Origin of the sequence: Pseudazoarcus pumilus (assembly GCF_002872475.1) — a bacterium.
GTDB lineage: Bacteria > Pseudomonadota > Gammaproteobacteria > Burkholderiales > Rhodocyclaceae > Pseudazoarcus > Pseudazoarcus pumilus.
Window position 1 is genome coordinate 1,014,621 of record NZ_CP025682.1, and the last position, 20,231, is coordinate 1,034,851.

Here is a 20,231-nt window from a genome sequence, read left to right on the forward strand (position 1 = left end):
TCAGGCCAGCGCGAAGCGTTCGCGCACCTCGCCGGCCGGTTGTCCGGCCGCATCCCAACTCCATTCGATGAAGTCCACCGTGTCGTCGGCGCGCATGCGCAGCAGCGTCGACGAACGCGTGCCATAGCCGGGTGCGCGCACGAACACCGACGAGAGCAGGCGCTCCCATTCCATTCCGACCCCGGTCTCGGGCAGATCCGCGTCGGCGGCCGGCGTGTCGTCGCGCAGCAGGCGCAGGAAGTCGTCCTCGTGCTCGGGCGCCTGCAGCGCCGCCTCGAAGCGCGTCTTCGCCTGGCGCAGCTTGGGCCAGGGCGTGCCCAGCAGATGGTTGGACAGGGCGTGGATGCCGGGCTCGAGCATGCGTGTGGTGGCGGTCGCGCTCTCGTGGATGCCGAAACCATTGGCGTCGGCCGCGAGCAGGTTGAACGGCGCGTACTCCGGGCTGCGCGCGGCGATGCCGTGCAGCGCTTCGTCGGCCGGCCTGTGCGACTCCAGACATTCGCGCACGAGCAGTCCACGTGAGGGCGCGTCGGCACGGCGCAGGCGCGGATCGCGGTAGTTGGTGAGCGCGGCGAAGCGTCCGCAGCGCGTGACGCCCAGCCAGGTGCCACGCGCGACGAGATCACGCCCGGCGAACACCTCGGGCGTGTCCGGCCACCAGTGCGCGGGCGCGGTGGGGCGCGGAAAGTGTTCGTCGCGGTTGGCGGCGACGATCAGCGGATAGCCGGGGTGGGCTCGCCAGGCGGCGACGATCAGGCACATCGGAAGCGTTCGACGTGGCGCGCCGCGCCGTCGGCGACGAGCGCATCGATGCCGTGTGCTTCCAGCGCCGCCTCGAGCGCGTCCTCGAAGGCGTTGGGATCGACCACGGCGGGGTAGACCTCCATCAGCGTCTCGTCGTCATCGTCGGCCCGGCACATCAGCCGCCCGCGCACGCCGGTGCGCGCGGCGATGTCGTCCTGCATGGCGTGGACGCGTTCGCACGCGCTCGCCCGGTCGCGCACGCGGTAGTAGATGTAGTAGTCGAGCGGAATCGGGTCGGCCGCGTGGCTCATCTCACACCTTCTCAGGCGAGCGCGTAGGGCAGGTCGAGGAACTCGAGCTTCGGCCCGTCGGGGCCGCGCAGGTGCGCCTGGCCGCTCTCGGCGCAGTTCATCTGCATCACGGCGAGCGCCTCGAAGCCACCGCCCGGACGCGGCGCGACATTGACCAGCTTGCCCGCCGACTGCGTACCGAAACCGGGCGTGTAGATGTCGTCGCCGGCTGCCGGAACGTGGCCTGCGGGCACGTGTACGCGATACATGCGCTTCTTGAGCTTGCCCAGGTACTGGGTGCGCGCGACGATCTCCTGCCCCGGGTAGCAGCCCTTGCTGAAGCTCACACCGCCGATCAGCTCGAAGTTGAGCATCTGGGCGACGAATTCCTCCTGCGTCGCGGCGCCGATCAGGGGCAGGCCGGCACGGATCATCGCCAGATGCCAGCGGTCGCTGCCGGCCGGGCGTGCGCCGGCCGTGCGCAGTCGCTGCCAGGTCGCCTCGGCTTCGGCGGGCGGCACGACGAGCACGAAGTCGCTGGCGTCGATGCGCACGCAGCGCAACTCGTCGGTCACGCTCTGGCGCATGCGGTCGTGCGGCACCTCGATGCCGGCCTCGGTCAGGATGCCGGCCGCGTCCGGGCCGGTCACGCCGATCAGCGCGGCCTCGGACAGCGTCAACCGGACCTTGCTGCGCAGCACGTACATCGACAGGCGTTTGTGAATCGCCGGCGCGATGTCGGCCGAGAGCACGAGGGCGTGGCCGGCCGGGTCGCGGAACATCAGCAGGTTCGCGAGCATGCGCCCCTTGGGCGTGTTGAAGCTGTTCCACTGCGCCGCGTCGGGTTCGAGTTTGGCGACGTCGTTGGACAACAGGCTGTGCAGGAAGGCGGCGGAGTCCTCGCCGTGACTCTCGATCAGCGCCAGATGCACCAGCGGGACGATCGCGCAGGCCTGTGCGTCGTCCTGCAGCGCGGGAAAACGGACGGCGTTGTCGGCGAGCTCGGCGCCCTCGCCGGTGAGGAAGTCGGTCCAGGATTGGGTCATGTCGCCTCGGCTGCGGGGATGGGTCGATGCAGTATTATACGGGCCGCCCGCGTGGCGATTCGACCCTGCTCCTGACGCGAGTACCGATGAAATCCTGGTTCGTCCGATTCCTGCTGTTGGCAACGGCGCTGGCCGCGCTCGCCGCCGCCTGGGCGGCGTGGTCCGTGCATCGGCCGCTGGCGCTGGCCGCGCCCGCAGATTTCATCGTCGAACGCGGCCAGACCATGCGCGCGGCCCTGCGCGAGGCGGCCGCCGCTGGCGCGCCGCTCGATGCCGATCGCCTGTACTGGATCGCGCGCGCCACCGGCCGGGCCGAGCGCGTGGTCGCGGGGGGTTACGAAGTTAGCGATGGCATGACGCCGTGGCAGCTCGTCGACCGGCTCAACCGGGGCGAGGTGGCGCACGCCGAGCTGCGCCTCGTCGAAGGCTGGAACGTGCGCCAGGTGCGCGCCACCATCGAGGGCCACCCGCATCTGGTGCAGGACACGGCGGACTTGTCGGACGAGGCGCTGCTCGCGCGCATCGGTGCCGACGAGGCCCATCCGGAAGGCCTGTTCTTCCCCGACACCTACCGCTTCGCGCGACGCTCGAACGCGAGCGCGCTGTATCGCGCGGCCTACGAGGCGATGCAGCGCGAGCTTGCCTCGGCCTGGGCGCAGCGCGATCCCGATCTGCCGCTGGATTCGCCCTACGAGGCGCTGATCCTGGCGTCCATCATCGAGAAGGAGACCGGGCGTGCGGACGAGCGCGAACTGGTCGCCTCGGTGTTCGCCAACCGGCTGCGCATCGGCATGCGTCTGCAGACCGATCCGACCGTGATCTACGGCTACGGCGAATCCTTCGAGGGGCGGCTGCGCCGCCGCCATCTGGACACCGATCACGAATACAACACCTACACGCGTGGCGGCCTGCCGCCCACGCCGATCGCGATGCCGGGGCGCGCTGCGCTGCTCGCCGCGGTGCAGCCGGCCGAATCGGACTATCTGTATTTCGTCGCGCGCGGCGACGGCACGAGCAAGTTCTCGCGTACGCTGCGCGAGCACAATCGGGCGGTGAACATCCACATTCTGGGGAGGGACGGTTGAATCCGGTCATGCGCGGGCGCTTCATCACCTTCGAAGGCATCGACGGCGCGGGCAAGAGCACGCAGATCGAGGCCGTCGCCGAGCTGCTGCGCGCGCGCGCGATCGACGTCGAGCGCACTCGCGAGCCCGGCGGCACGCCGCTGGCCGAGCGCCTGCGCGAACTGCTGCTGCATCAGGCCATGCATCTGGAGACCGAGGCCTTGCTGATGTTCGCCGCGCGCCGCGAGCATCTGGCCGCGCGCATCGAGCCGGCGCTGGCCGCCGGGCGCTGGGTGGTGTGCGACCGCTTCTCGGATGCGACCTACGCCTATCAGGTGGGCGGTCGCGGGCTGATTGCGGCCAAGTTCGCGGCGCTCGAGCAATGGGTCCATCCGGGTCTGCAGCCGGACCTGACCCTGGTCTTCGATCTCGATCCGGCAATCGCCGCCACGCGCGTCGCGGCCGCCGGAGACGCGCCCGACCGTTTCGAGCGCGAGCAGCGCGACTTCTTCGCGCGTGTGCGCTCGGCCTATCTGCAACGTGCGAAGGCCGCGCCGCAGCGCATCGTCGTCGTCGACGCGGATCGCACGCCCGAGGTGATCCGCGCCGAGATCGAGGCCATCGTCGTGGAGCGGCTGTTGCGATGATCCATCCCTGGCTCGAGGACGGCTGGCGGGAACTGGTCGCGTTGGGCGAGCGCATGCCGCACGCGCTGCTGTTCGCCGGCCCGCCCGGCGTGGGCAAGCGCGACCTGGCCGACGCGCTGGCCGCGCGCCTGCTGTGCGTGCAGCCGGCCGCCGACGGCCAGGCCTGCGGGCAGTGCGCGACATGCGCGCTGTTGCGCGCGGGCAATCACCCGGACCTGTTCGTCGTCGAGCCGCCCGAGAACGAGGCGCCGGGCGAGGGCGAGACGAAGGCGCCGCGCCGTTCCGGGCAGATCGTCATCGACCAGATCCGCGCGCTGACCGAGTCGCTGACGGTGACCGGCCACCAGAGCGCGCGCCGCGTCGTCGTCGTCGAGCCGGCCGAGGCCATGAACGTGTATACCGCCAACGCGCTGCTCAAGCTGCTCGAGGAGCCGCCCACCGGCTGCGTGCTGATCCTCGTATCCTCGTTGCCGCGCCGCCTGCTGCCGACCATCCGCAGCCGCTGCCGCGTGTGGCCGGTGGCGCGCCCGGCGCCCGAGCAGGTCGATGTGTGGCGCGCCGCGAATGCGGATGCGGCGGGACTGCTCGACGTCGCCGGCGGCATGCCGCTGGCCGCCGCCCGCATGGCCGACAAGGGCCTGGGCGAGCATCTCGCGCGCTTCGTGCGCGATGTCTCGCGCCTGCCCGAGACCGACGCGCTGGCGCTGGCCGGTCAGTGGGAGGGCTGGTTGCGCGGCAAGGAGACCACCGCAGCCGGCTTCGACATCGTCGTGCTGGTCGACTGGATGCAGCGCTGGGTCGCCGATCTGGCGGCGCTGCGCCTGGGCGGGCGGCTGCGCTTCTTCCCCGGCGAGCGCCGAACCTTCGAGCGGCTGGTCGCGCGCTGCGGCATTGCCGCGGTGTCGAACTGTTACAATGATTTCGCACGCATCCGCCGGGTCGCCCAGCATCCGCTGAACACCCGGCTGATGCTCGAGGACATGCTGTTGCGCTATGCGCGCGCACTGAGCGGGGCATCACGATGAGCGAAGCGACGGGTCCTGCGGCACGCCCCAGCGTGCTGTCGATGAACATCAACTCCAAGTCGGCGCTGTACGCCGCCTACATGCCGTTTCTCGCCAACGGCGGCATCTTCGTGCCCACGCCCAAGCAGTACCGCCTCGGTGACGAGGTCTTCGTGCTGCTGCAGCTGATGGACGACCCGACCAAGCACGCCGTGGCCGCGAGCGTGGCGTGGATCACGCCGCCGGGCGCCCAGGGCGGCAAGATCCAGGGCGTGGGCCTGCACTTCTCGGCCGACGAGGCGGGCAAGGCGCTGCGCAGCCGCATCGAAACGGTGCTCGCCGGTCTGGTCGGCTCCACGCGGCCCACGCACACGCTCTGAGTTTCACCAAGGTTTCGCATTCCCAATGTACGTCGATTCCCATTGCCATCTCGATTTTCCCGAACTCGCCGAGCGCGAGGACGAGATCGTGGACGCGATGCATGCCAACGATGTGCGTCACGCGATGTGCATCTCGGTCACGCTCGAAGACTTCCCGCGCGTGCGCGCGATCGCCGAGCGCCACGACGGCTTCTTCGCGTCGGTCGGCGTGCATCCGGACAACAAGGATGTCGAGGAGCCCGATGTCGCGCGCCTGGTCGCGCTCGCCGACCATCCCAAGGTCGTCGCCATCGGCGAGACCGGGCTCGACTACCACTGGCATGAAGACCGGCCGCAGTGGCAGCGCGATCGCTTCCGTGTGCACATCCGCGCCTCGCGCGAAACCGGCAAGCCGCTGGTGATCCACACGCGCTCGGCCGCAGAGGACACGTTGCGCATCATGCGCGAGGAGGGCGCGGGCGAGGTCGGCGGTGTCATGCACTGCTTCACCGAGACGCGCGAGGTGGCCGAGGCCGCGCTGGAACTGGGCTTCTACATTTCGTTCTCGGGGATCGTCACCTTCAAGAACGCCAAGGCACTCAAGGAAGTCGCGCGCATCGTGCCGCTCGAGCGCATGCTCATCGAGACCGACTCACCCTATCTGGCGCCCGTGCCGCATCGAGGGCGCACCAATGAACCCGCGTGGGTCGTGCATGTCGCAGAGGAAATCGCACGATTGCGCGAAGAACCGGTCGAGCGCATCGCCCAGACCACCCGGGACAACTTTTTCAGGCTCTTTCGCCATGCCCAAGCTCACTGAACGATTCGCGCGCGTCGCGCGCCTCATTCTTCTCGCCGCCGCGCTCGCCAGCGGTGGAGCAGCCACCGCCGGCAGCTACGAGGACGTGCTCGATGCGGCCACGCACGGACGCACTTCCGCGCTGATCGAACTGCTCGATCGCGGCATCGATCCGGACACGGTCGATGCCTTCAACAACAGCCTGCTGGTGATCGCCGCGCGCGAAGGCCACGTGCACACCGTGCGTACGCTGCTGGCCTATGGCGCGGACCCAAAGCATCGCAACGAGGCCGGCGATTCCGCGCTGATGCTGGGCGTGCTCAAGGGCAACCGCGAGATCGTCGACATGCTCATCGATGCCGGCGCCCCGCTCAATCACGACGGCTGGACGCCGCTGCTGTACGCCGCCTTTCAGGGACACCTGGATCTGGTCGAAGACCTGCTGCTGAGCGGCGCCGACGTCAACGGGCTCGCGCCCAATGGCGCCAACGCGCTGATGCTCGCCAGTCGCAACGGTCACATCGACGTGGTGCGCCGCCTGCTCGAGACCGACATCGACCTGTACCAGGAAACCGATCGCGGCTACACCGCCGTGAGCTGGGCGCTCGAGAGGCGCAATACCGACATCGCGGAACTCGTGCGCGCGGCGCAGGCCGAACGGTCGAAGTCCTCGGAGTTGTCCTCCGAACTGCAATGATCCAGACGGCCGTCCCCGACGGCCCACCGGAGAATCCATGAGCGCCATCGAAGCCCTGCGCGCCGAGCACGCGCGCTATACGGAAATCCGCCGCGACATCCACGCCCATCCGGAGATGGCCTACGCCGAGCACCGCACGGCGGAGCTGGTCGCGCGTCACCTCGAGTCGCTGGGCATCGAAACACATCGCGGCATCGGCGGTACCGGCGTGGTCGGCGTGCTGCGCGCCGGCTCTTCGCCGCGGGCGATCGGCCTGCGTGCCGACATGGACGCGCTGCCCATCGTCGAACAGAACGAAATCGACTACCGCTCGCGTCATGAGGGCTGCATGCACGCCTGCGGCCATGACGGTCACACCACCATGCTGATGGCTGCGGCCGAGGCGCTGGCCAGGCGCGAGTTCGACGGCACGGTGTATCTCGTATTCCAGCCGGCCGAGGAGGGCATGGCCGGCGCCAAGGCAATGATCGACGACGGCGTGCTCGAGCGTTTCCCGATGGATGCGATCTTCGGCCTGCACAACTGGCCGGGGCTGGAGAGCGGTCATTTCGCCGTGCACGACGGCCCGGTAATGGCCAGTGCCGACCGCTTCGACATCGAGGTCACCGGCGTCGGCTGTCACGCCGCCATGCCGCACCTGGGCGTGGACCCGATCGTCGCCGCCAGCGCCCTGGTGCAGGCCTTCCAGACGATTGCGGCGCGCACCATCGACCCGCTCGACGCGGCCGTGGTATCGACCACCATCTTCCGCGCCGGCAAGGCGCAGAACGTGATTCCCGACCGCGTCGAGCTCGCCGGCACGGTGCGCAGCTTCCGCGAGGAGGTGCGCTCCACCGTGCGTCGGCGCATGCATGAGGTGTGCGAGGGCATCGGTGCGGCGCACGGCGTCAAGATCGAACTGCACTACCGTGCCGGCTATCCGGCCACGGTCAATTCCCCGGACGAGGCCGCGCTGTGCGCCGAGGTGGCTCGCGCGCTGGTGGGCGAGGACAAGGTCACGACCGAGATGCGCCCGAGCATGGGCTCGGAGGATTTCGCCTTCTTCCTGCAGCACAAGCCCGGCTGCTACGTGTGGCTTGGCAACGGTCCGGGCGAGGGCGGCTGCCTTCTGCACAACCCGAAATACGACTTCAACGACGACCTGATTCCGGTCGGCGGGGCCTACTGGGTCGAACTGGTGCGGCGCCTGCTGGGCGCGGCGCGATGAACCGCCGCTCAGCCGCCCGGTCGTAGTCCTCCATGAAGACGCTGCGACTGGCCCTGCGCATGATGCTGCGCGATCTGCGCGCGGGCGAGTTGCATCTGCTCGGCCTGGCGATCATCGTCGCGGTCGCCAGCCTGACGAGCGTCGGCTTCCTCGCCGATCGCGTCGCCCACGGTCTGGACCGCGAGGCCAACCAGTTGCTCGGCGGCGATCTGCTGCTGCGCTCCGATCATCCCTGGGACAACCGGCTCGCGAGCGAGGCGCGCGATCGCGGCCTGGCCGTGACCGACACCGTGCTCTTCACCAGCATGGTGAGCACGGCCGACGAGGCTCAGCTGGCCGGCATCAAGGCCATCGGCGAGGGCTATCCGCTGCGCGGCGCGATGCGCGTCGCACCGGCACGCAACGCGCCGGACGCGCTCGCCGAGGGCATCCCGGCGCGTGGCGAACTGTGGCTGGACGAGCGGCTCACGGCAAGTCTGGACGTGTCCGTGGGCGATACGGTGGGCCTGGGCGAGCTCGACTTTCGTGTCGCCGCCATCGTCACCTTCGAATCGGACCGGGGCGCGAACTTCTTCAGCCTGCTGCCGCGCGCCATCTTCAATCTCGCCGATCTGGACGACACCGGGCTGATCGTCACCGGTTCGCGCGCGACCTGGCGCCTGCACGTGGCCGGCGAGCCCGCCGCGGTCGACGATTTCCAGGCCTGGGTCGAGCCGCGGCTGGGGCGTGGCGAGGGGCTCGAGAGCATAGACAACGCGCGCCCCGAGGTGCGTTCGGCGCTCGATCAGGCGCAGCGCTTCCTGCGTCTGGCGGCGCTGCTGGCGGTGATTCTGGCGGCGATCGCAGTGGGCCTGTCCTCGCGCCGCTTCCTGCGTCGCCATCTCGATGCCTGCGCGGTGATGCGCTGCCTGGGTGCGCGCCAGGGCCGCGTGCTGGCGATCTTCGTCGGCGAATTCGTGTTCTTCGGCTTGATCGCCTCGCTCGTGGGCGTCGCCCTGGGCTGGAGCGTGCAGGCCTCACTCGCGGGCCTGCTCGCGGGGCTGCTGCAGATCTCGCTGCCGGCGCCGTCGATGCTGCCGTTGGCCCATGGCATCGCGGTCGGCCTGGCCCTGCTGGTCGGCTTCGTTTTGCCGCAATTGCTGCGGTTGCGCCGTGTTTCGACGCTGCGCGTGCTGCGTCGTGAACTGGCCTCGGTCGAGCCCGCCAGCGGCGCCGCCTGGTTGGCCGGTGCGGCGGTGCTGCTCGGCCTGGTGTTCTGGATCGCCGGCGATGTGCGTCTGGGACTGTTCGTCGCGCTTGGTTTCGTCGTCGCGCTGGTGCTGTTTGCGTTCGCTGCCTGGTGCGTGCTGCGCTTACTTGGCCGGGTGCGAGGTCACGGCAGCCTGCGCGGCGGTGGCTGGCGTTATGGCCTGGCCTCGCTCAACCGGCGCATCGGTGCGAGCGTGATCCAGGCCAGCGCGCTCGGTCTGGGCATCGCGGCCTTGTTGCTGCTCACCACGATACGCGCCGACCTGCTTGAAAACTGGAGTCAGAAGACGCCACCGGACGCGCCCAACCGCTTCGTCGTCAACATCCAGCCCGACCAGCGCGAAGCGGTCGCGCAGCACTTCGCCGATGCGGGGCTCGATACGCCGGCCATCCTGCCGATGATTCGCGGCCGCCTGGTCGCGATCAACGGTGAGCCGGTCGACCCGCAAGGCTACGCGAGCGACCGCGCGCAGCGACTGGCCGAGCGCGAGTTCAATCTGAGCTATGCCTCCGAGCCGGGTGATGGCGTCGAGATCGTCGCCGGGCGCTGGCACGGGGATGCGCGTGAGCCACAATGGTCGGTCGAGGAAGGATTGGCGCGAACGCTGGGGCTGTCACTGGGAGACACGCTGCGCTACGAGATCGGCACCCGCATGGTCGAGGCGCCGATCACCAGCCTGCGCGCGCTCGAGTGGGATTCGATGCGCGTGAACTTCTTCGTCGTGGCCGCACCGGGCATGCTCGACGGTGATCCGACCAGCTTGGTCAGCGCATTCCATCTGCCCGAGGAGGGCGCCTACGAATTCACCACCGGTCTGGTGCGGGCCTTTCCCAATCTTTCGGTGATCGACGTCGCGGCCGTGCTCGCCCAGGTCGAGGCAATCACCGCCAAGCTGTCGCTGATCGTTCAGTTCGTCTTCGGCTTCGCGCTGCTGGCGGGGCTGATCGTGCTCTATGCGGCGCTGCAATCGACCCACGACGAGCGTGATTTCGAACTGGCGGTGCTGCGCTCTCTGGGGGCGCGCAACGCCCAGTTGCGTCAGGCACTGCTGGCGGAGTTCGCCGTACTCGGCGGGGTCGCCGGCAGTGTCGCGGCCCTGGCCGCCGGCTCGATCGGCTGGCTGCTGGCGCGCTTCGTGTTCGACATGAACTACGTACCGGATCCGCTCGGGCTGGTCGCCGCGATGCTGCTCGCCGCGCTCGGCGTGGTCGCCGGTGGCTGGCTGGGTACGCGCGGCATGCTCAATCGCCCGCCGCTGGCCGGGCTGCGTGCCGTGGCCTGAGCGGTTTTTCGCATGTCATGATGGTAGCGGCTCGACGACTGGTTTAAGCTGCACGCATAGGGTGCGTCCGTGTGTGATGCGCCGACGAGATGCCGGCTGCCAGCAGGGGGGGACGATGAGCACGGCCAGACGCATCCTGCCAGCGAGCTTTCGTATTCCGCTGCATCTGGCGGTCGGTCTGGCCGTCACCGTGTTGGTCGGGTGCGTCGTCGTCGCGCTCACGATCAGCGCCTATCGCGGCGCCGAGCGGTCGCTCGCCGCGGCCACCGATGAGGCCATCGCGCAGGCCGCGACCCTGCTCGACGAGCGCATCGGGCGCATCTACGAGCCGGCCGACAACCAGTTGCGCCTGCTCTCCCATGCCGGATTCGGCCGCGCCCGGACACTGGAGCAGCGGCTCGCACTGTTGCCGCTGGCGCGCGAGGTGCTCGCCGGCAACGCCATCGTGCAGGCGGTCTACGCAGGCTACCCGAACGGCGATTTCATCCTCTTCCGTCCGCTGCACACGGCGGCGCTGGCAACCCGTTTCGCCGCGCCGCCGGACGCGGACATGCTGGTCCAGACCATCGAGCGCGACGAGGACGGTGCGATCACCGGCCTCTACCATTTTTTCGGGCGCGACGATGATCTGCTGGAGGCGCGCGACCTGCCCGAATACGTGTTCGATCCGCGCGAGCGACCGTGGTACGCCGCGGCGCAGCGCACGCGCGAGACCATCCTGACCGAACCCTATCTGTTCTTCACGACCCGCGTGCCGGGTGTGACCATGGCGCGTCGCAGCGTCGACGGTGCGGCGGTTGTGGGGCTGGACGCGGAGTTCGCCCAGCTCACCGCACACCTGGACCAGTTGCGCATGACCGCCTCGGGCGAGCTGGCGATCGTCGACGGGGCAGGAACAGTGATTGCGCACCACGACGCGATGCGCATGCTGATTCCCGACACGGGTGACCGTTTCCGACTGGCGAACATCGGCGAACTGCGCTCCAAGGTGCTCGATCAGGCCTTCGTACTCGAACCCGGCGCGACCGGACGCCACGTGGTCCATGAACGAGGGCGTGACTGGTACGTGGTGCGCCTGCCGCTGGATCCAATCGGTTCGCTGCGCCTGGCGGCCTTGCTGGCGATTCCCGAGGACGAAATCTTCGCCGACGCGCGCCGCATCGTCACGGCCCAGCTGGCGATCGCGCTGGCGATCTTTCTCGCCGCCGTGCCGCTCGGACTGTGGTTGACCCATCACTCGGTGTCGTCGCTGCGACGCATCGCCGAGGACACGCGGGCGCTCGAAGCCTTCGATTTTGGCGAGCGGCCGGCAGTGTTGTCGCACATCACGGAAGTCGACCAGCTCGGCAACGCAACGGCGCGGCTGCGACGCACGATCTCCGACTTTCTCGATACCAGCGTCGCACTCAGCGTGGAGCGAGACGTCGAGAAGGTGCTCGAGACCATCCTCGCCACCGTACTCGAGGCCACGCGTGCAAACGGTGGCGCGATCTATCGCGTCGGCGATGGCCGAATTCTCGAACGCGTGCGGGTGCATGGTGCCGACGACACCGTGGACGCGGCCTTGCCGGCCCGCGTGGCCATCGATGGCGACGGGCTGCTCGCGACCGCCGCCGCCGGCCAGACGACCGAGGTCGAAGCCGTCGACGGCGACATGCGCGTGGCCACACCGCTGATCAACCGTGACGGCGAACTGGTCGGTGCCATCGTTGCGTGGCTGCCGCTGCTCATTGGTCAGCAGGCCTCGCGCGGCGACACGCGGGTGGGCTTCGTCGAGGCGCTGTCGTCGTCTGCGGCGGTGGCGATCGAGACCAGCGAGCTGATTGCCGCGCAGAAACGCCTGCTCGAAGCCTTCATCGAGCTGATCGCCTCGGCCATCGACGCCAAGAGCCCATATACCGGCAGCCACTGCCAGCGCGTTCCGGCGCTGACCAAGATGATCGCCGAGGCCGCGCACGAGACCCGCCAGGGCCCGTTGGCCGGATTCCATCTCGGCGAGGACGACCGCGAGGCCCTGCACATCGCCGCCTGGCTGCACGATTGCGGCAAGATCACCACCCCCGAGCACGTCGTCGACAAGGCCACCAAGCTCGAGTGCATCTACGATCGCATCCACGAGATCCGCATGCGCTTCGAGGTACTCAAGCGCGACGCGCACATCAATGCGCTCGAGGCCCGTCTCGCCGGCGAGGACGCACAGGCGGTGGCGGCGCGGCTGGAGACCACGCTGGCGGAGATCGACGAGGAGTTCGCCTTCGTCGCTGCCTGCAACCGGGGCGGCGAATCCATGGACGACGCGGCGGTGGAGCGCCTGCGCCGCATCGCTGCGCGCACCTGGAAGCGCACCATCGACGATCGGCTGGGCATCTCGCGCGAAGAGGAGGAGTTGCGCGCACCGTATCCACCGCAGCCGCTGCCCGCCGAGGAGTCGCTGCTCGCCGATCTGCCCTGGCACCGTGTCGAGCGCCCGGAGTCCGAACGCATCGCCGAGGACAATCCCTGGGGCTTCGCGATGGAGGTGCCGCGACACCGCTTCGACCGTGGCGAACTGCACAACCTGTCGGTACGCCGCGGCACGCTGACCGACGAGGACCGCTACATCATCAATCACCACATCGTGCAGACCATCATGATGCTCACGCGGCTGCCGTTTCCGCGCCATCTGGCCAACGTGCCGGAGATCGCCGGGGGGCACCACGAGCGCATGGACGGGCGCGGCTATCCGCGGCGGCTGAAGCGCGAGGACATGAGCGTGCTCGCGCGCGCGATGGCTGTGGCCGACGTCTTCGAGGCCCTGACCGCTGCCGATCGTCCGTACAAGGCGCCCAAGACCCTGTCCGAGTCCGTGGCGATCATGGCGCGCATGGCGTCGGACGGCCATCTCGATCCGGATCTGTTCGCGCTCTTCCTCGATTCGGGCATCTACCGCAGCTACGCCGAGCGCTTCCTCGACGCCGCGCAGATCGACGAGGTCGACGTCGGCGCCATGCTCGGCCTGGCCGGGCTGCGCACTGTGTAGCCTGCTTCGGGCAGCAGCGGGGCAGCCTGCGTACAATCCCGGCATCGTTCACAGGAGATGCCGGACCGATGCCGTGGATGGAATGGATGCGCGCGCACGCGCCCGAGCTGACGCTGGCTGCGCTCGCCGTGGTGTTCGTCATGCTCGCGTGGCTCGCGCTGCGTGGCGCACGCGCGGAGCGGCGCCTGACGCAGCGTCTCGTCGATACGCTGGATGCGCGTTTCGATGAGCTGTCGGATCACTGGCAGGCCGGACAGGAGCGTCAGACCGATCGGCTCGCCGACCGCACCGAGCATGCCAGCGAGCGCGTGCGCGCGACGCTGGACCGTGAGGTTTCCGCGCTGCGCGAGGCCTTTCATGCCTTCGATGCGGCGATGCAGGCGCGCCTGGCCGAACAGCGCGAGCAGGCCGCGCAGCGTTTCGCCGAGGCCGCCGGCGCATCGGCGGCGGCGCATGAACGATTGCGCGCCGAATTGCTCGATCAGGTGCTCACACGCTTGGCCGAGCAGGCCCGTGCCGACCGCGAACTGCTGCAGGGCGGGCTGTCGGGCGTGTCGCGCACGCTCGACGAGCGCCTCGAATCGATCGCGGGGCACGTGAACCAGCGTCTGGACGAGGGCTTTCGCAAGACCAACGAGACCTTCGCCAACGTGATGGCGCGGTTGGCTACCATCGACGAGGCGCAGAAGAAGATCGACGGCCTCACGACAAGCGTGGTGGGCTTGCAGGATCTGCTCGGCGACAAGCGTGCGCGCGGCGCCTTCGGCGAGGTGCAGCTCGAAGGCCTGGTGCGCAACCTGTTGCCGCCGGATTCCTACGCCTTCCAGTACACCCTGCCCAACGGCACGCGCGCCGATTGCGTGCTGCACCTGCCCGCGCCCACCGGCATGGTGTGCGTGGACGCCAAGTTCCCGCTCGAGAACTATCGCCGCATGCTCGAACCGGAAGCTTCCGACATCGATCGCAAGCTCGCGCAGACGGCCTTCCGCGGCGACGTCAAACGCCACATCGAGGCGATCGCATCCAAATACATCGAGGAGGGCGTGACCTCGGACGGCGCGGTGATGTTCGTGCCGGCCGAGGCGGTGTTCGCAGAGATCCATGCCTGGCATCCCGGGCTGGTCGAATACGCACTGGAGCGCCGCGTGTGGGTGGTCTCGCCGACCACGCTGATGGCCGTGCTCAACACCGCGCGCGCCGTGCTCAAGGACGTGGAGACGCGCAAGCACATCCACGTCATCAAGGACGCGCTGGGCAAGCTGGCCAAGGATTTCCACCGCTTCGACGAACGCATGAACGCGCTCGCCCGCCACATCGACCAGGCCAACCGCGACGTGCAGGACGTGCAGGTGAGCTCACGCAAGATCAGCGCGCACTTCGAGAAGATCGAATCGACGCAACTCGACGAGTTGCCGCCAGTGGAAGAGGGCGTAGGTCGGGATGAGCCGTAGGCGAATTCCGACATCGACGGCCTTTACCCGCGCAACGCCCGGTGTCGCACCTCGCTGCGCTCGCCACGACCTACAACAGCCCGCCGGCCGCTAGCCGCCGATATACGACATCTCGATCTTGCGTTCCTTCGCGGTGTTCGCAGTGCGGATCTCGGAATAGCGGTCCGTGCGGCTCATCCACACGCGGGCGATGGCGTTGTCCAGATCGGCGTCGGATGCGCCGCCGCGCAGCAGCGCGCGCAGGTCGTGGCCGGACTGCGCGAACAGACAGGTGAAGAGCTTGCCCTCGGTCGACAGGCGGATGCGCGTACAGGTGGAGCAGAAGGCCTGGGTGACCGAGGAGATCACGCCGATCTCGCCGGCGCCATCGACATAGCGCCAGCGCTCGGCGACTTCACCGGTGTAGTTGGGGTCGGCCGACTCCAGCGGGAATTCGGCCGAGATGCGCTCGACGATCTCGCGCGAGGGCACGACCGCGCCCATCTCCCAGCCGTTGGAGCTGCCCACGTCCATGAACTCGATGAAGCGCACGATGTGGCCGCTGCCGCGAAAGTGGCGCGCCATGTCGACCACGCCGTCGTCGTTCTCGCCGCGCTTGACCACCATGTTGATCTTGATCGGGCCGAGGCCGGCCGCCGCCGCCGCGTCAATGCCTTCGAGCACCGATGCGACCGGAAAGTCCGCGTCGTTCATGCGCCGGAAGGTGGGGTCGTCGAGCGAATCGAGGCTGATCGTGACGCGATCCAGGCCTGCGTCCTTGAGGCGCTGCGCCATCCTCGGCAGCAGCACGCCGTTGGTGGTCAGCGTGATCTCGACGTCCGGGATGCGCGCGAGCTTCGCGATGAGCTGATCCACATTCTTGCGCAGCAGCGGCTCGCCGCCGGTGATGCGCAGCTTGCGCACCCCGCGTTCGGCGAACACGCGCGCGACGCGCTCGATCTCCTCGAAGCTGAGCAGCTCGTCGCGCGGCAGGAACTGGTAATCCTTGTCGAACACCGATCGCGGCATGCAGTAGGTGCAGCGGAAATTGCAGCGGTCGGTCACCGAGATGCGCAGATCGCGCACCTCGCGCCCGCGCGGGTCGGCCAGCGGGCCGCTCGCCGGGATCTCGCCCGGAGCTTCGGGCAGGGTGCTGAGGTCGGCGGCGCGGATGGGGATGATTTTCATCGGTTTCGCTTCGCATGGATAAGTGCGCATCGCAGCCGGTGGACCGCACGGATTCGCCGTCGTTTCAGCGATCTGCGCGCGTGCGCCGCCCGCGTGCAACAATGTGCATTGTACCGCCTGCGTGCGCCGAACGCGGCCGGCCCGCGGGCGGAATCACCGCAACCGAGGAACGACCCGAAATGACCGCTTCCACCGGCCTGCCGGCCGAGCGCCTGCGCACCCGCTGCGACCCCGAATCCCTGCCCTTCGAGACCACCGCGACGCTCGAGGACCTGCCCGACGATCTCGAGCAGGCACGCGCCGACGAGGCGCTGCGCTTCGGTCTGGCGATGACCCACTCCGGCTACAACGTCTATGTGCTGGGCGAGTCCGGCACCGGCCGTCACGCCATCGTCGGCCGCCTGCTCGCCGAGCTCGCGGCCAAGGGCGCCGTTCCGTCCGACCAGTGCTACGTCTACAACTTCGACGACCCGCAGCGCCCGCATCTGCTCGCGCTGCCGGCCGGCTGGGGCAACCAGTTGCGCCTCGACATGCAGACCTTCGTGCGCGATCTCGCGCCGGCCATCGATGCGGCGCTGTCGAGCGACGCCCACGAGAGCCGCATCGAGGCCCTGCAGGACGCGCACAAGGAGCGCGAGGAGGGCGCTCTGCAGGAGCTGGGAGAACAATGCGCGGCCGATGCCCTGGCCCTGCTGCGCACCCCCGAAGGTTTCGTCTTCGCGCCGACCAAGGACGGCGAGACGATGTCGCCGGAAGATTTCGACGCACTGCCCAAGGACGAACGCGAGCGGATCGAGACTGCGGTCGGGACGTGGAGCGAGCGCCTGGCCGACCTGCTCGAGGAATTCCCGGGCTGGCGCAAGGCGCTGCGCGAATCGATCTGCCGGGCCGAGCGCGATGCGCTGGCGCCGACCGTCGCCCATCTGTCGCGCGATCTGCGTGATCGTTACCGCGATATCCTGGCGGTGCAGGCCTTTCTCGACGCCGTGCACAAGGATCTGCTCGACAGCGGCATCGACTGGGGCAGCAGCGGCGACGAGGACGAGGGCGGCGACGACGACAACTCCGGGCGTTTCCAGCGCTATCTGGTCAAGCTGCTGGTCGATCACGCGGACACCCAGGGCGCGCCGGTGGTCTATGAAGACAACCCCGGCTTCGGCAACCTGATCGGGCGCATCGAGCACGTCGTGCACATGGGCAACCAGGTGACGAACTTCCAGATGATCCGCGCCGGCTCGCTGCATCGGGCCAACGGCGGCTATCTGATCCTCGACGCCGAGCGCCTGTTCGCCCAGCCCTGGGCCTGGGACGGGCTCAAGCGCTCGCTGCGCAGCGGCGAGATCCGCATCGAGCCGCCGGCCGAGGCGCAGGGCTGGAACGCGCCGGTCACGCTGGAGCCGCAGCCGGTGCCGTGCCGGCTCAAGGTCGTGCTCATCGGCAGTCGCGAGTTGTTCTACCTGCTCACCGACCATGACCCGGACTTCGCCGAACTGTTCAAGGTCGCGGCCGATTTCGACGACGAGATGCCGCGTACTCCGCAGAACGTCAATTACTACGCCCACCTGCTGGCGATGCTCGCGCGCAACGTCGGCCTGCTGCCGCTCGACCGCGAGGCCGTCGCGCGGCTGGTCGAACAGGGGGCACGCCTGGCCGAGGACGCCGGCCGACTCTCGCTATACACGCGCAAGCTCGCCGATCTGATGCGCGAGGCTGACCACTACGCGCGTGAGGCAGGCCTGGAACGTGTCGGCCGATTGCATATCGACCGCGCGATCGCCGCGCGGGCGCGCCGCTTCGGCCGCTATTCGCAGAACGTGCTCGAGTCCATCGTCGAGGGCTCGACGCTGATCTCGACCGACGGCCGGCGCTCGGGTCAGGTCAACGGTCTGGTGGTGGTCGAGCTGGCGGGAGAGCACTTCGGCCACCCGGTGCGCATCACCGCGACCGCGCGCCTGGGCGATGGCGAGGTGGTCGACATCGAGCGCGAAACGGAGCTGGGTGGCGCCATCCACACCAAGGGTGTGATGATCCTCACCGCCTTTCTGGCAGCGCGCTATGCGCGCAACCGGCCGCTTTCACTGAATGCGAGTCTGGTGTTCGAGCAGAGCTACGGCTATGTCGAGGGCGATTCGGCTTCGCTGGCCGAGCTGTGTGCGCTGCTCTCGGCGCTTGCCGACGTGCCGCTGCGCCAGGGGCTGGCAATCACCGGTTCCGTGAACCAGTTTGGCGAGGCGCAGGTGATCGGCGGCGTCAACGAGAAGATCGAGGGCTTCTTCGACCTGTGCGCGGTGCGCGGCCTGACCGGCGACCAGGGCGTGCTGATCCCGTCGGCCAGCGTGCGCCACCTGATGCTGCGCGAGGATGTGGTCGAGGCCGTACGGCGGGGCACTTTCCACGTCTACACCATCGACACCGTGGATGATGCGATGACCTTGCTCACCGGCATGCCGGCGGGTACGCCCGATGCCAAGGGCGCGATTCCCAAGGACACGATCAACCACCGCGTGGCCGTCGCGCTGGAGACGATGGCCACTGCGCAGAGTGCGTGGAGCAGTGGGCGCGGGGCCGCTGGCGCACGCCGTTCACGCCAGGTGGGGCACTGGCGTCAGGACGGCGAGTGAGCCGGGAGTGGATCAGCGACGGCGCTTGCCGCCGCCCGGGCGCGGGCCGGAGGTGCCGGGCGGGCGGCCGGGCAGGTGACGGAAGGTGATGCGACCCTTGCTCAGGTCGTAGGGCGACATCTCCAGCGAGACGTTGTCGCCGGCGATGATGCGGATGTGGAACTTGCGCATCTTGCCGCCGGAATAGGCGATCAGGTCGTGACCGTTGTCCAGCGTCACGCGATAGCGGCCGTCAGGCAGCACTTCGGTGACAGAGCCGTGCATTTCGATGAGTTCTTCCTTCGCCATTCATTGGCCTCCATAAAGGGTTGCGGCGAGAATCCGCCCTCCTGGGCGGATCGTGCGCCGGGCCGTCCGTCGGGGCGGACGACATCGGTACTTGCCGCCGCGCGTACGCGGGCTGCAAGCCTGCCATGCGGCTGCGAATGGGACGATAAGGCGCGCAGTCGTGCGGCGTTTCGCCCCGAAGGGCAGGCGCCGAACGCTTCACGACCAGAGGGTCGGATGTCCGGCGGACATGTGGCGGCGCGATCCCGGTGGATGCGCCCGCCGTCTTTCGGCGGGACCCGCGATGTCCTGCGGGGCTTCGACGGACTTGCCAAGGCAAGCGTGAGAGGCGGCGATGATAACAGATTCGCGGAACTGGCGCCAGAAGCGCCGGCCAGTGCGCAGGGGCGCGGCATGCAGCGGGCCGCCGCACTGCCAGGTTCGGCAACCGACCGTCAGAAGCGGTAGTTGAGGCCGACGCTCAGCACGTCGATGTCGGACTCGAAACCAGGCACCCGTGAATCGTCGCCGACGTCGAAATAGCGTTCGAATTCGGCACGCACCGCAAGGCCGTGGTCGAGCACGTATTCGACGCCCAGGCCGAGCTTGGGGACGGTTTCGCGAAAGCGTTCCCAGATGCGCGCGCTGGCGCGGAACTGCTCGGCTTCGACCGACGCGCCGAAGCTGCCCTTGGTGCGCACGCGTGCTACGCCGCCGCGCGCGATGAGGTTCCATCGCTGCGCCAGCGCAACGGTGCCGACCAGGTCGAGAAACAGTGCCTTGTGTTCGGCGCGGTAGCGCTCGCGAACGGCGATCTCGTCGTCGCTGGCATCGATGCCGCCCGCGAGGCGGCCCAGTTTGGCATAGCCCGCTTCCACGGCCAGCACCGAGTTGAAGCGGTACCCCAGCCAGACCTTGTGGACCGCGTCGGATTCGGAAAACCGCGTCGAGGCGGCGGCGCCCTCGTCGCGCGCTTCGCGCGCCCATCCGCGCACCGTGTCCTTGAAGCCGCCAGGCAACTCGCCGCGAGCCTGTCCCGCGGAGATGCCCATGTGAAAGCCACTGTCGGCCTGCGCAGCGCCGGCCAACATGATCACGGCCACGATGGCGATGAGCGTTCGAATCACGTCCTCCTCCTCCCTCCTGGTTGGTCCACAGCCTGCCCCACGGCCGGCCCGCGGGGCGCAGGCTAGCGCGCACGCCGACTGCGCGCAAGTCGGATCGCGGCTCCAGAACGGCAATGGGGCGAATCCGCGGGTTGCAGTGGACGATGTACCGAGGGGTCGTGTTTACGGCAGCGCACATGCCATCGCTGGAG

The 20,231-nt window shown here is 68.8% G+C and carries 17 protein-coding genes; 11 read left to right on the forward strand and 6 right to left on the reverse strand.

Going from position 1 to position 20,231, the window contains the following annotated elements; genetic code table 11:
* Genes C0099_RS04885 through ygfZ form a run of 3 tightly spaced genes read right to left on the reverse strand, consistent with a single transcriptional unit; the run spans position 1 to position 2,080 of the window.
* Positions 1 to 762, reverse strand: a complete 762-nt coding sequence (locus tag C0099_RS04885; protein ID WP_102246402.1) for an NRDE family protein — start codon at positions 760 to 762, stop codon at positions 1 to 3.
* Complete coding sequence (locus tag C0099_RS04890) at positions 753 to 1,055, reverse strand: DUF4936 family protein (protein WP_102246403.1); 303 nt, start codon at positions 1,053 to 1,055, stop codon at positions 753 to 755. The genes C0099_RS04885 and C0099_RS04890 overlap by 10 nt, the downstream gene beginning before the upstream one ends.
* 11 nt (positions 1,056 to 1,066) lie before the next feature.
* Complete coding sequence (ygfZ, locus tag C0099_RS04895) at positions 1,067 to 2,080, reverse strand: CAF17-like 4Fe-4S cluster assembly/insertion protein YgfZ (protein ID WP_102246404.1); 1,014 nt, start codon at positions 2,078 to 2,080, stop codon at positions 1,067 to 1,069.
* Between the two features lie 86 nt (positions 2,081 to 2,166).
* Here ygfZ and mltG point away from each other — a divergent pair, with 86 nt between their 5' ends.
* From mltG to rmuC, 10 genes are all read left to right on the forward strand, one after another.
* A complete protein-coding gene (gene mltG / locus C0099_RS04900) occupies positions 2,167 to 3,165 on the forward strand; it encodes an endolytic transglycosylase MltG (protein ID WP_102248384.1) in 999 nt (332 codons plus the stop codon).
* 8 nt (positions 3,166 to 3,173) lie between these two features.
* Positions 3,174 to 3,791: a dTMP kinase gene (gene tmk / locus C0099_RS04905; RefSeq protein ID WP_102248385.1), complete on the forward strand. Its 618-nt coding sequence runs from the start codon at positions 3,174 to 3,176 to the stop codon at positions 3,789 to 3,791.
* A complete protein-coding gene (holB, locus tag C0099_RS04910; RefSeq protein WP_102246405.1) occupies positions 3,788 to 4,816 on the forward strand; it encodes a DNA polymerase III subunit delta' in 1,029 nt (342 codons plus the stop codon). The genes tmk and holB overlap by 4 nt, the downstream gene beginning before the upstream one ends.
* A complete protein-coding gene (locus C0099_RS04915; protein WP_102246406.1) occupies positions 4,813 to 5,175 on the forward strand; it encodes a PilZ domain-containing protein in 363 nt (120 codons plus the stop codon). The genes holB and C0099_RS04915 overlap by 4 nt, the downstream gene beginning before the upstream one ends.
* A gap of 25 nt (positions 5,176 to 5,200) precedes the next feature.
* Complete coding sequence (locus C0099_RS04920) at positions 5,201 to 5,974, forward strand: TatD family hydrolase (protein WP_102246407.1); 774 nt, start codon at positions 5,201 to 5,203, stop codon at positions 5,972 to 5,974.
* Positions 5,958 to 6,650, forward strand: a complete 693-nt coding sequence (locus C0099_RS04925; protein WP_102246408.1) for an ankyrin repeat domain-containing protein — start codon at positions 5,958 to 5,960, stop codon at positions 6,648 to 6,650. Before C0099_RS04920 ends, C0099_RS04925 begins: the two co-directional genes overlap by 17 nt.
* A gap of 37 nt (positions 6,651 to 6,687) precedes the next feature.
* On the forward strand, positions 6,688 to 7,857 hold the full coding sequence (locus C0099_RS04930) for a M20 aminoacylase family protein (RefSeq protein ID WP_102246409.1): 1,170 nt from the start codon (positions 6,688 to 6,690) through the stop codon (positions 7,855 to 7,857).
* A 32-nt stretch (positions 7,858 to 7,889) separates the two neighbouring features.
* Positions 7,890 to 10,388 (forward strand): ABC transporter permease, encoded by a 2,499-nt coding sequence (locus C0099_RS04935; RefSeq protein WP_102246410.1) that lies wholly within the window; start codon positions 7,890 to 7,892, stop codon positions 10,386 to 10,388.
* Between the two features lie 115 nt (positions 10,389 to 10,503).
* The gene (locus tag C0099_RS04940) at positions 10,504 to 13,407 is read left to right on the forward strand and encodes an HD domain-containing phosphohydrolase (RefSeq protein WP_102246411.1); all 2,904 of its coding nucleotides are present in this window, start codon (positions 10,504 to 10,506) and stop codon (positions 13,405 to 13,407) included.
* Positions 13,408 to 13,475: 68 nt separating this feature from the next.
* The gene (gene rmuC, locus C0099_RS04945) at positions 13,476 to 14,858 is read left to right on the forward strand and encodes a DNA recombination protein RmuC (RefSeq protein ID WP_228151656.1); all 1,383 of its coding nucleotides are present in this window, start codon (positions 13,476 to 13,478) and stop codon (positions 14,856 to 14,858) included.
* Between the two features lie 90 nt (positions 14,859 to 14,948).
* On the opposite strand, the gene moaA is transcribed toward rmuC, so the two are convergent.
* On the reverse strand, positions 14,949 to 16,025 hold the full coding sequence (gene moaA, locus C0099_RS04950; RefSeq protein WP_102246412.1) for a GTP 3',8-cyclase MoaA: 1,077 nt from the start codon (positions 16,023 to 16,025) through the stop codon (positions 14,949 to 14,951).
* Positions 16,026 to 16,204: 179 nt separating this feature from the next.
* Here moaA and C0099_RS04955 point away from each other — a divergent pair, with 179 nt between their 5' ends.
* Positions 16,205 to 18,646, forward strand: a complete 2,442-nt coding sequence (locus C0099_RS04955; protein WP_102246413.1) for a Lon protease family protein — start codon at positions 16,205 to 16,207, stop codon at positions 18,644 to 18,646.
* 12 nt (positions 18,647 to 18,658) lie between these two features.
* On the opposite strand, the gene infA is transcribed toward C0099_RS04955, so the two are convergent.
* Both infA and C0099_RS04965 read right to left on the reverse strand, forming a co-directional pair.
* Positions 18,659 to 18,934 carry a translation initiation factor IF-1 gene (gene infA / locus C0099_RS04960; protein ID WP_102246414.1) on the reverse strand — a complete coding sequence of 92 codons (276 nt, stop codon included), beginning with the start codon at positions 18,932 to 18,934 and terminating at the stop codon, positions 18,659 to 18,661.
* A 434-nt stretch (positions 18,935 to 19,368) separates the two neighbouring features.
* Positions 19,369 to 20,040: an outer membrane beta-barrel protein gene (locus C0099_RS04965; RefSeq protein ID WP_102246415.1), complete on the reverse strand. Its 672-nt coding sequence runs from the start codon at positions 20,038 to 20,040 to the stop codon at positions 19,369 to 19,371.
* Positions 20,041 to 20,231 lie beyond the last annotated feature (191 nt).

Bases quoted from the DNA above. Each gene is read 5' to 3' on its own strand.
- C0099_RS04885 (WP_102246402.1), bottom strand. From the start codon at position 762: ATGTGCCTGATCGTCGCCGCCTGGCGAGCCCACCCCGGCTATCCGCTG.
- C0099_RS04890 (WP_102246403.1), bottom strand. From the start codon at position 1,055: ATGAGCCACGCGGCCGACCCGATTCCGCTCGACTACTACATCTACTAC.
- ygfZ (WP_102246404.1), bottom strand. From the start codon at position 2,080: ATGACCCAATCCTGGACCGACTTCCTCACCGGCGAGGGCGCCGAGCTC.
- mltG (WP_102248384.1), top strand. From the start codon at position 2,167: ATGAAATCCTGGTTCGTCCGATTCCTGCTGTTGGCAACGGCGCTGGCC.
- tmk (WP_102248385.1), top strand. From the start codon at position 3,174: ATGCGCGGGCGCTTCATCACCTTCGAAGGCATCGACGGCGCGGGCAAG.
- holB (WP_102246405.1), top strand. From the start codon at position 3,788: ATGATCCATCCCTGGCTCGAGGACGGCTGGCGGGAACTGGTCGCGTTG.
- C0099_RS04915 (WP_102246406.1), top strand. From the start codon at position 4,813: ATGAGCGAAGCGACGGGTCCTGCGGCACGCCCCAGCGTGCTGTCGATG.
- C0099_RS04920 (WP_102246407.1), top strand. From the start codon at position 5,201: ATGTACGTCGATTCCCATTGCCATCTCGATTTTCCCGAACTCGCCGAG.
- C0099_RS04925 (WP_102246408.1), top strand. From the start codon at position 5,958: ATGCCCAAGCTCACTGAACGATTCGCGCGCGTCGCGCGCCTCATTCTT.
- C0099_RS04930 (WP_102246409.1), top strand. From the start codon at position 6,688: ATGAGCGCCATCGAAGCCCTGCGCGCCGAGCACGCGCGCTATACGGAA.
- C0099_RS04935 (WP_102246410.1), top strand. From the start codon at position 7,890: ATGAAGACGCTGCGACTGGCCCTGCGCATGATGCTGCGCGATCTGCGC.
- C0099_RS04940 (WP_102246411.1), top strand. From the start codon at position 10,504: ATGAGCACGGCCAGACGCATCCTGCCAGCGAGCTTTCGTATTCCGCTG.
- rmuC (WP_228151656.1), top strand. From the start codon at position 13,476: ATGCCGTGGATGGAATGGATGCGCGCGCACGCGCCCGAGCTGACGCTG.
- moaA (WP_102246412.1), bottom strand. From the start codon at position 16,025: ATGAAAATCATCCCCATCCGCGCCGCCGACCTCAGCACCCTGCCCGAA.
- C0099_RS04955 (WP_102246413.1), top strand. From the start codon at position 16,205: ATGACCGCTTCCACCGGCCTGCCGGCCGAGCGCCTGCGCACCCGCTGC.
- infA (WP_102246414.1), bottom strand. From the start codon at position 18,934: ATGGCGAAGGAAGAACTCATCGAAATGCACGGCTCTGTCACCGAAGTG.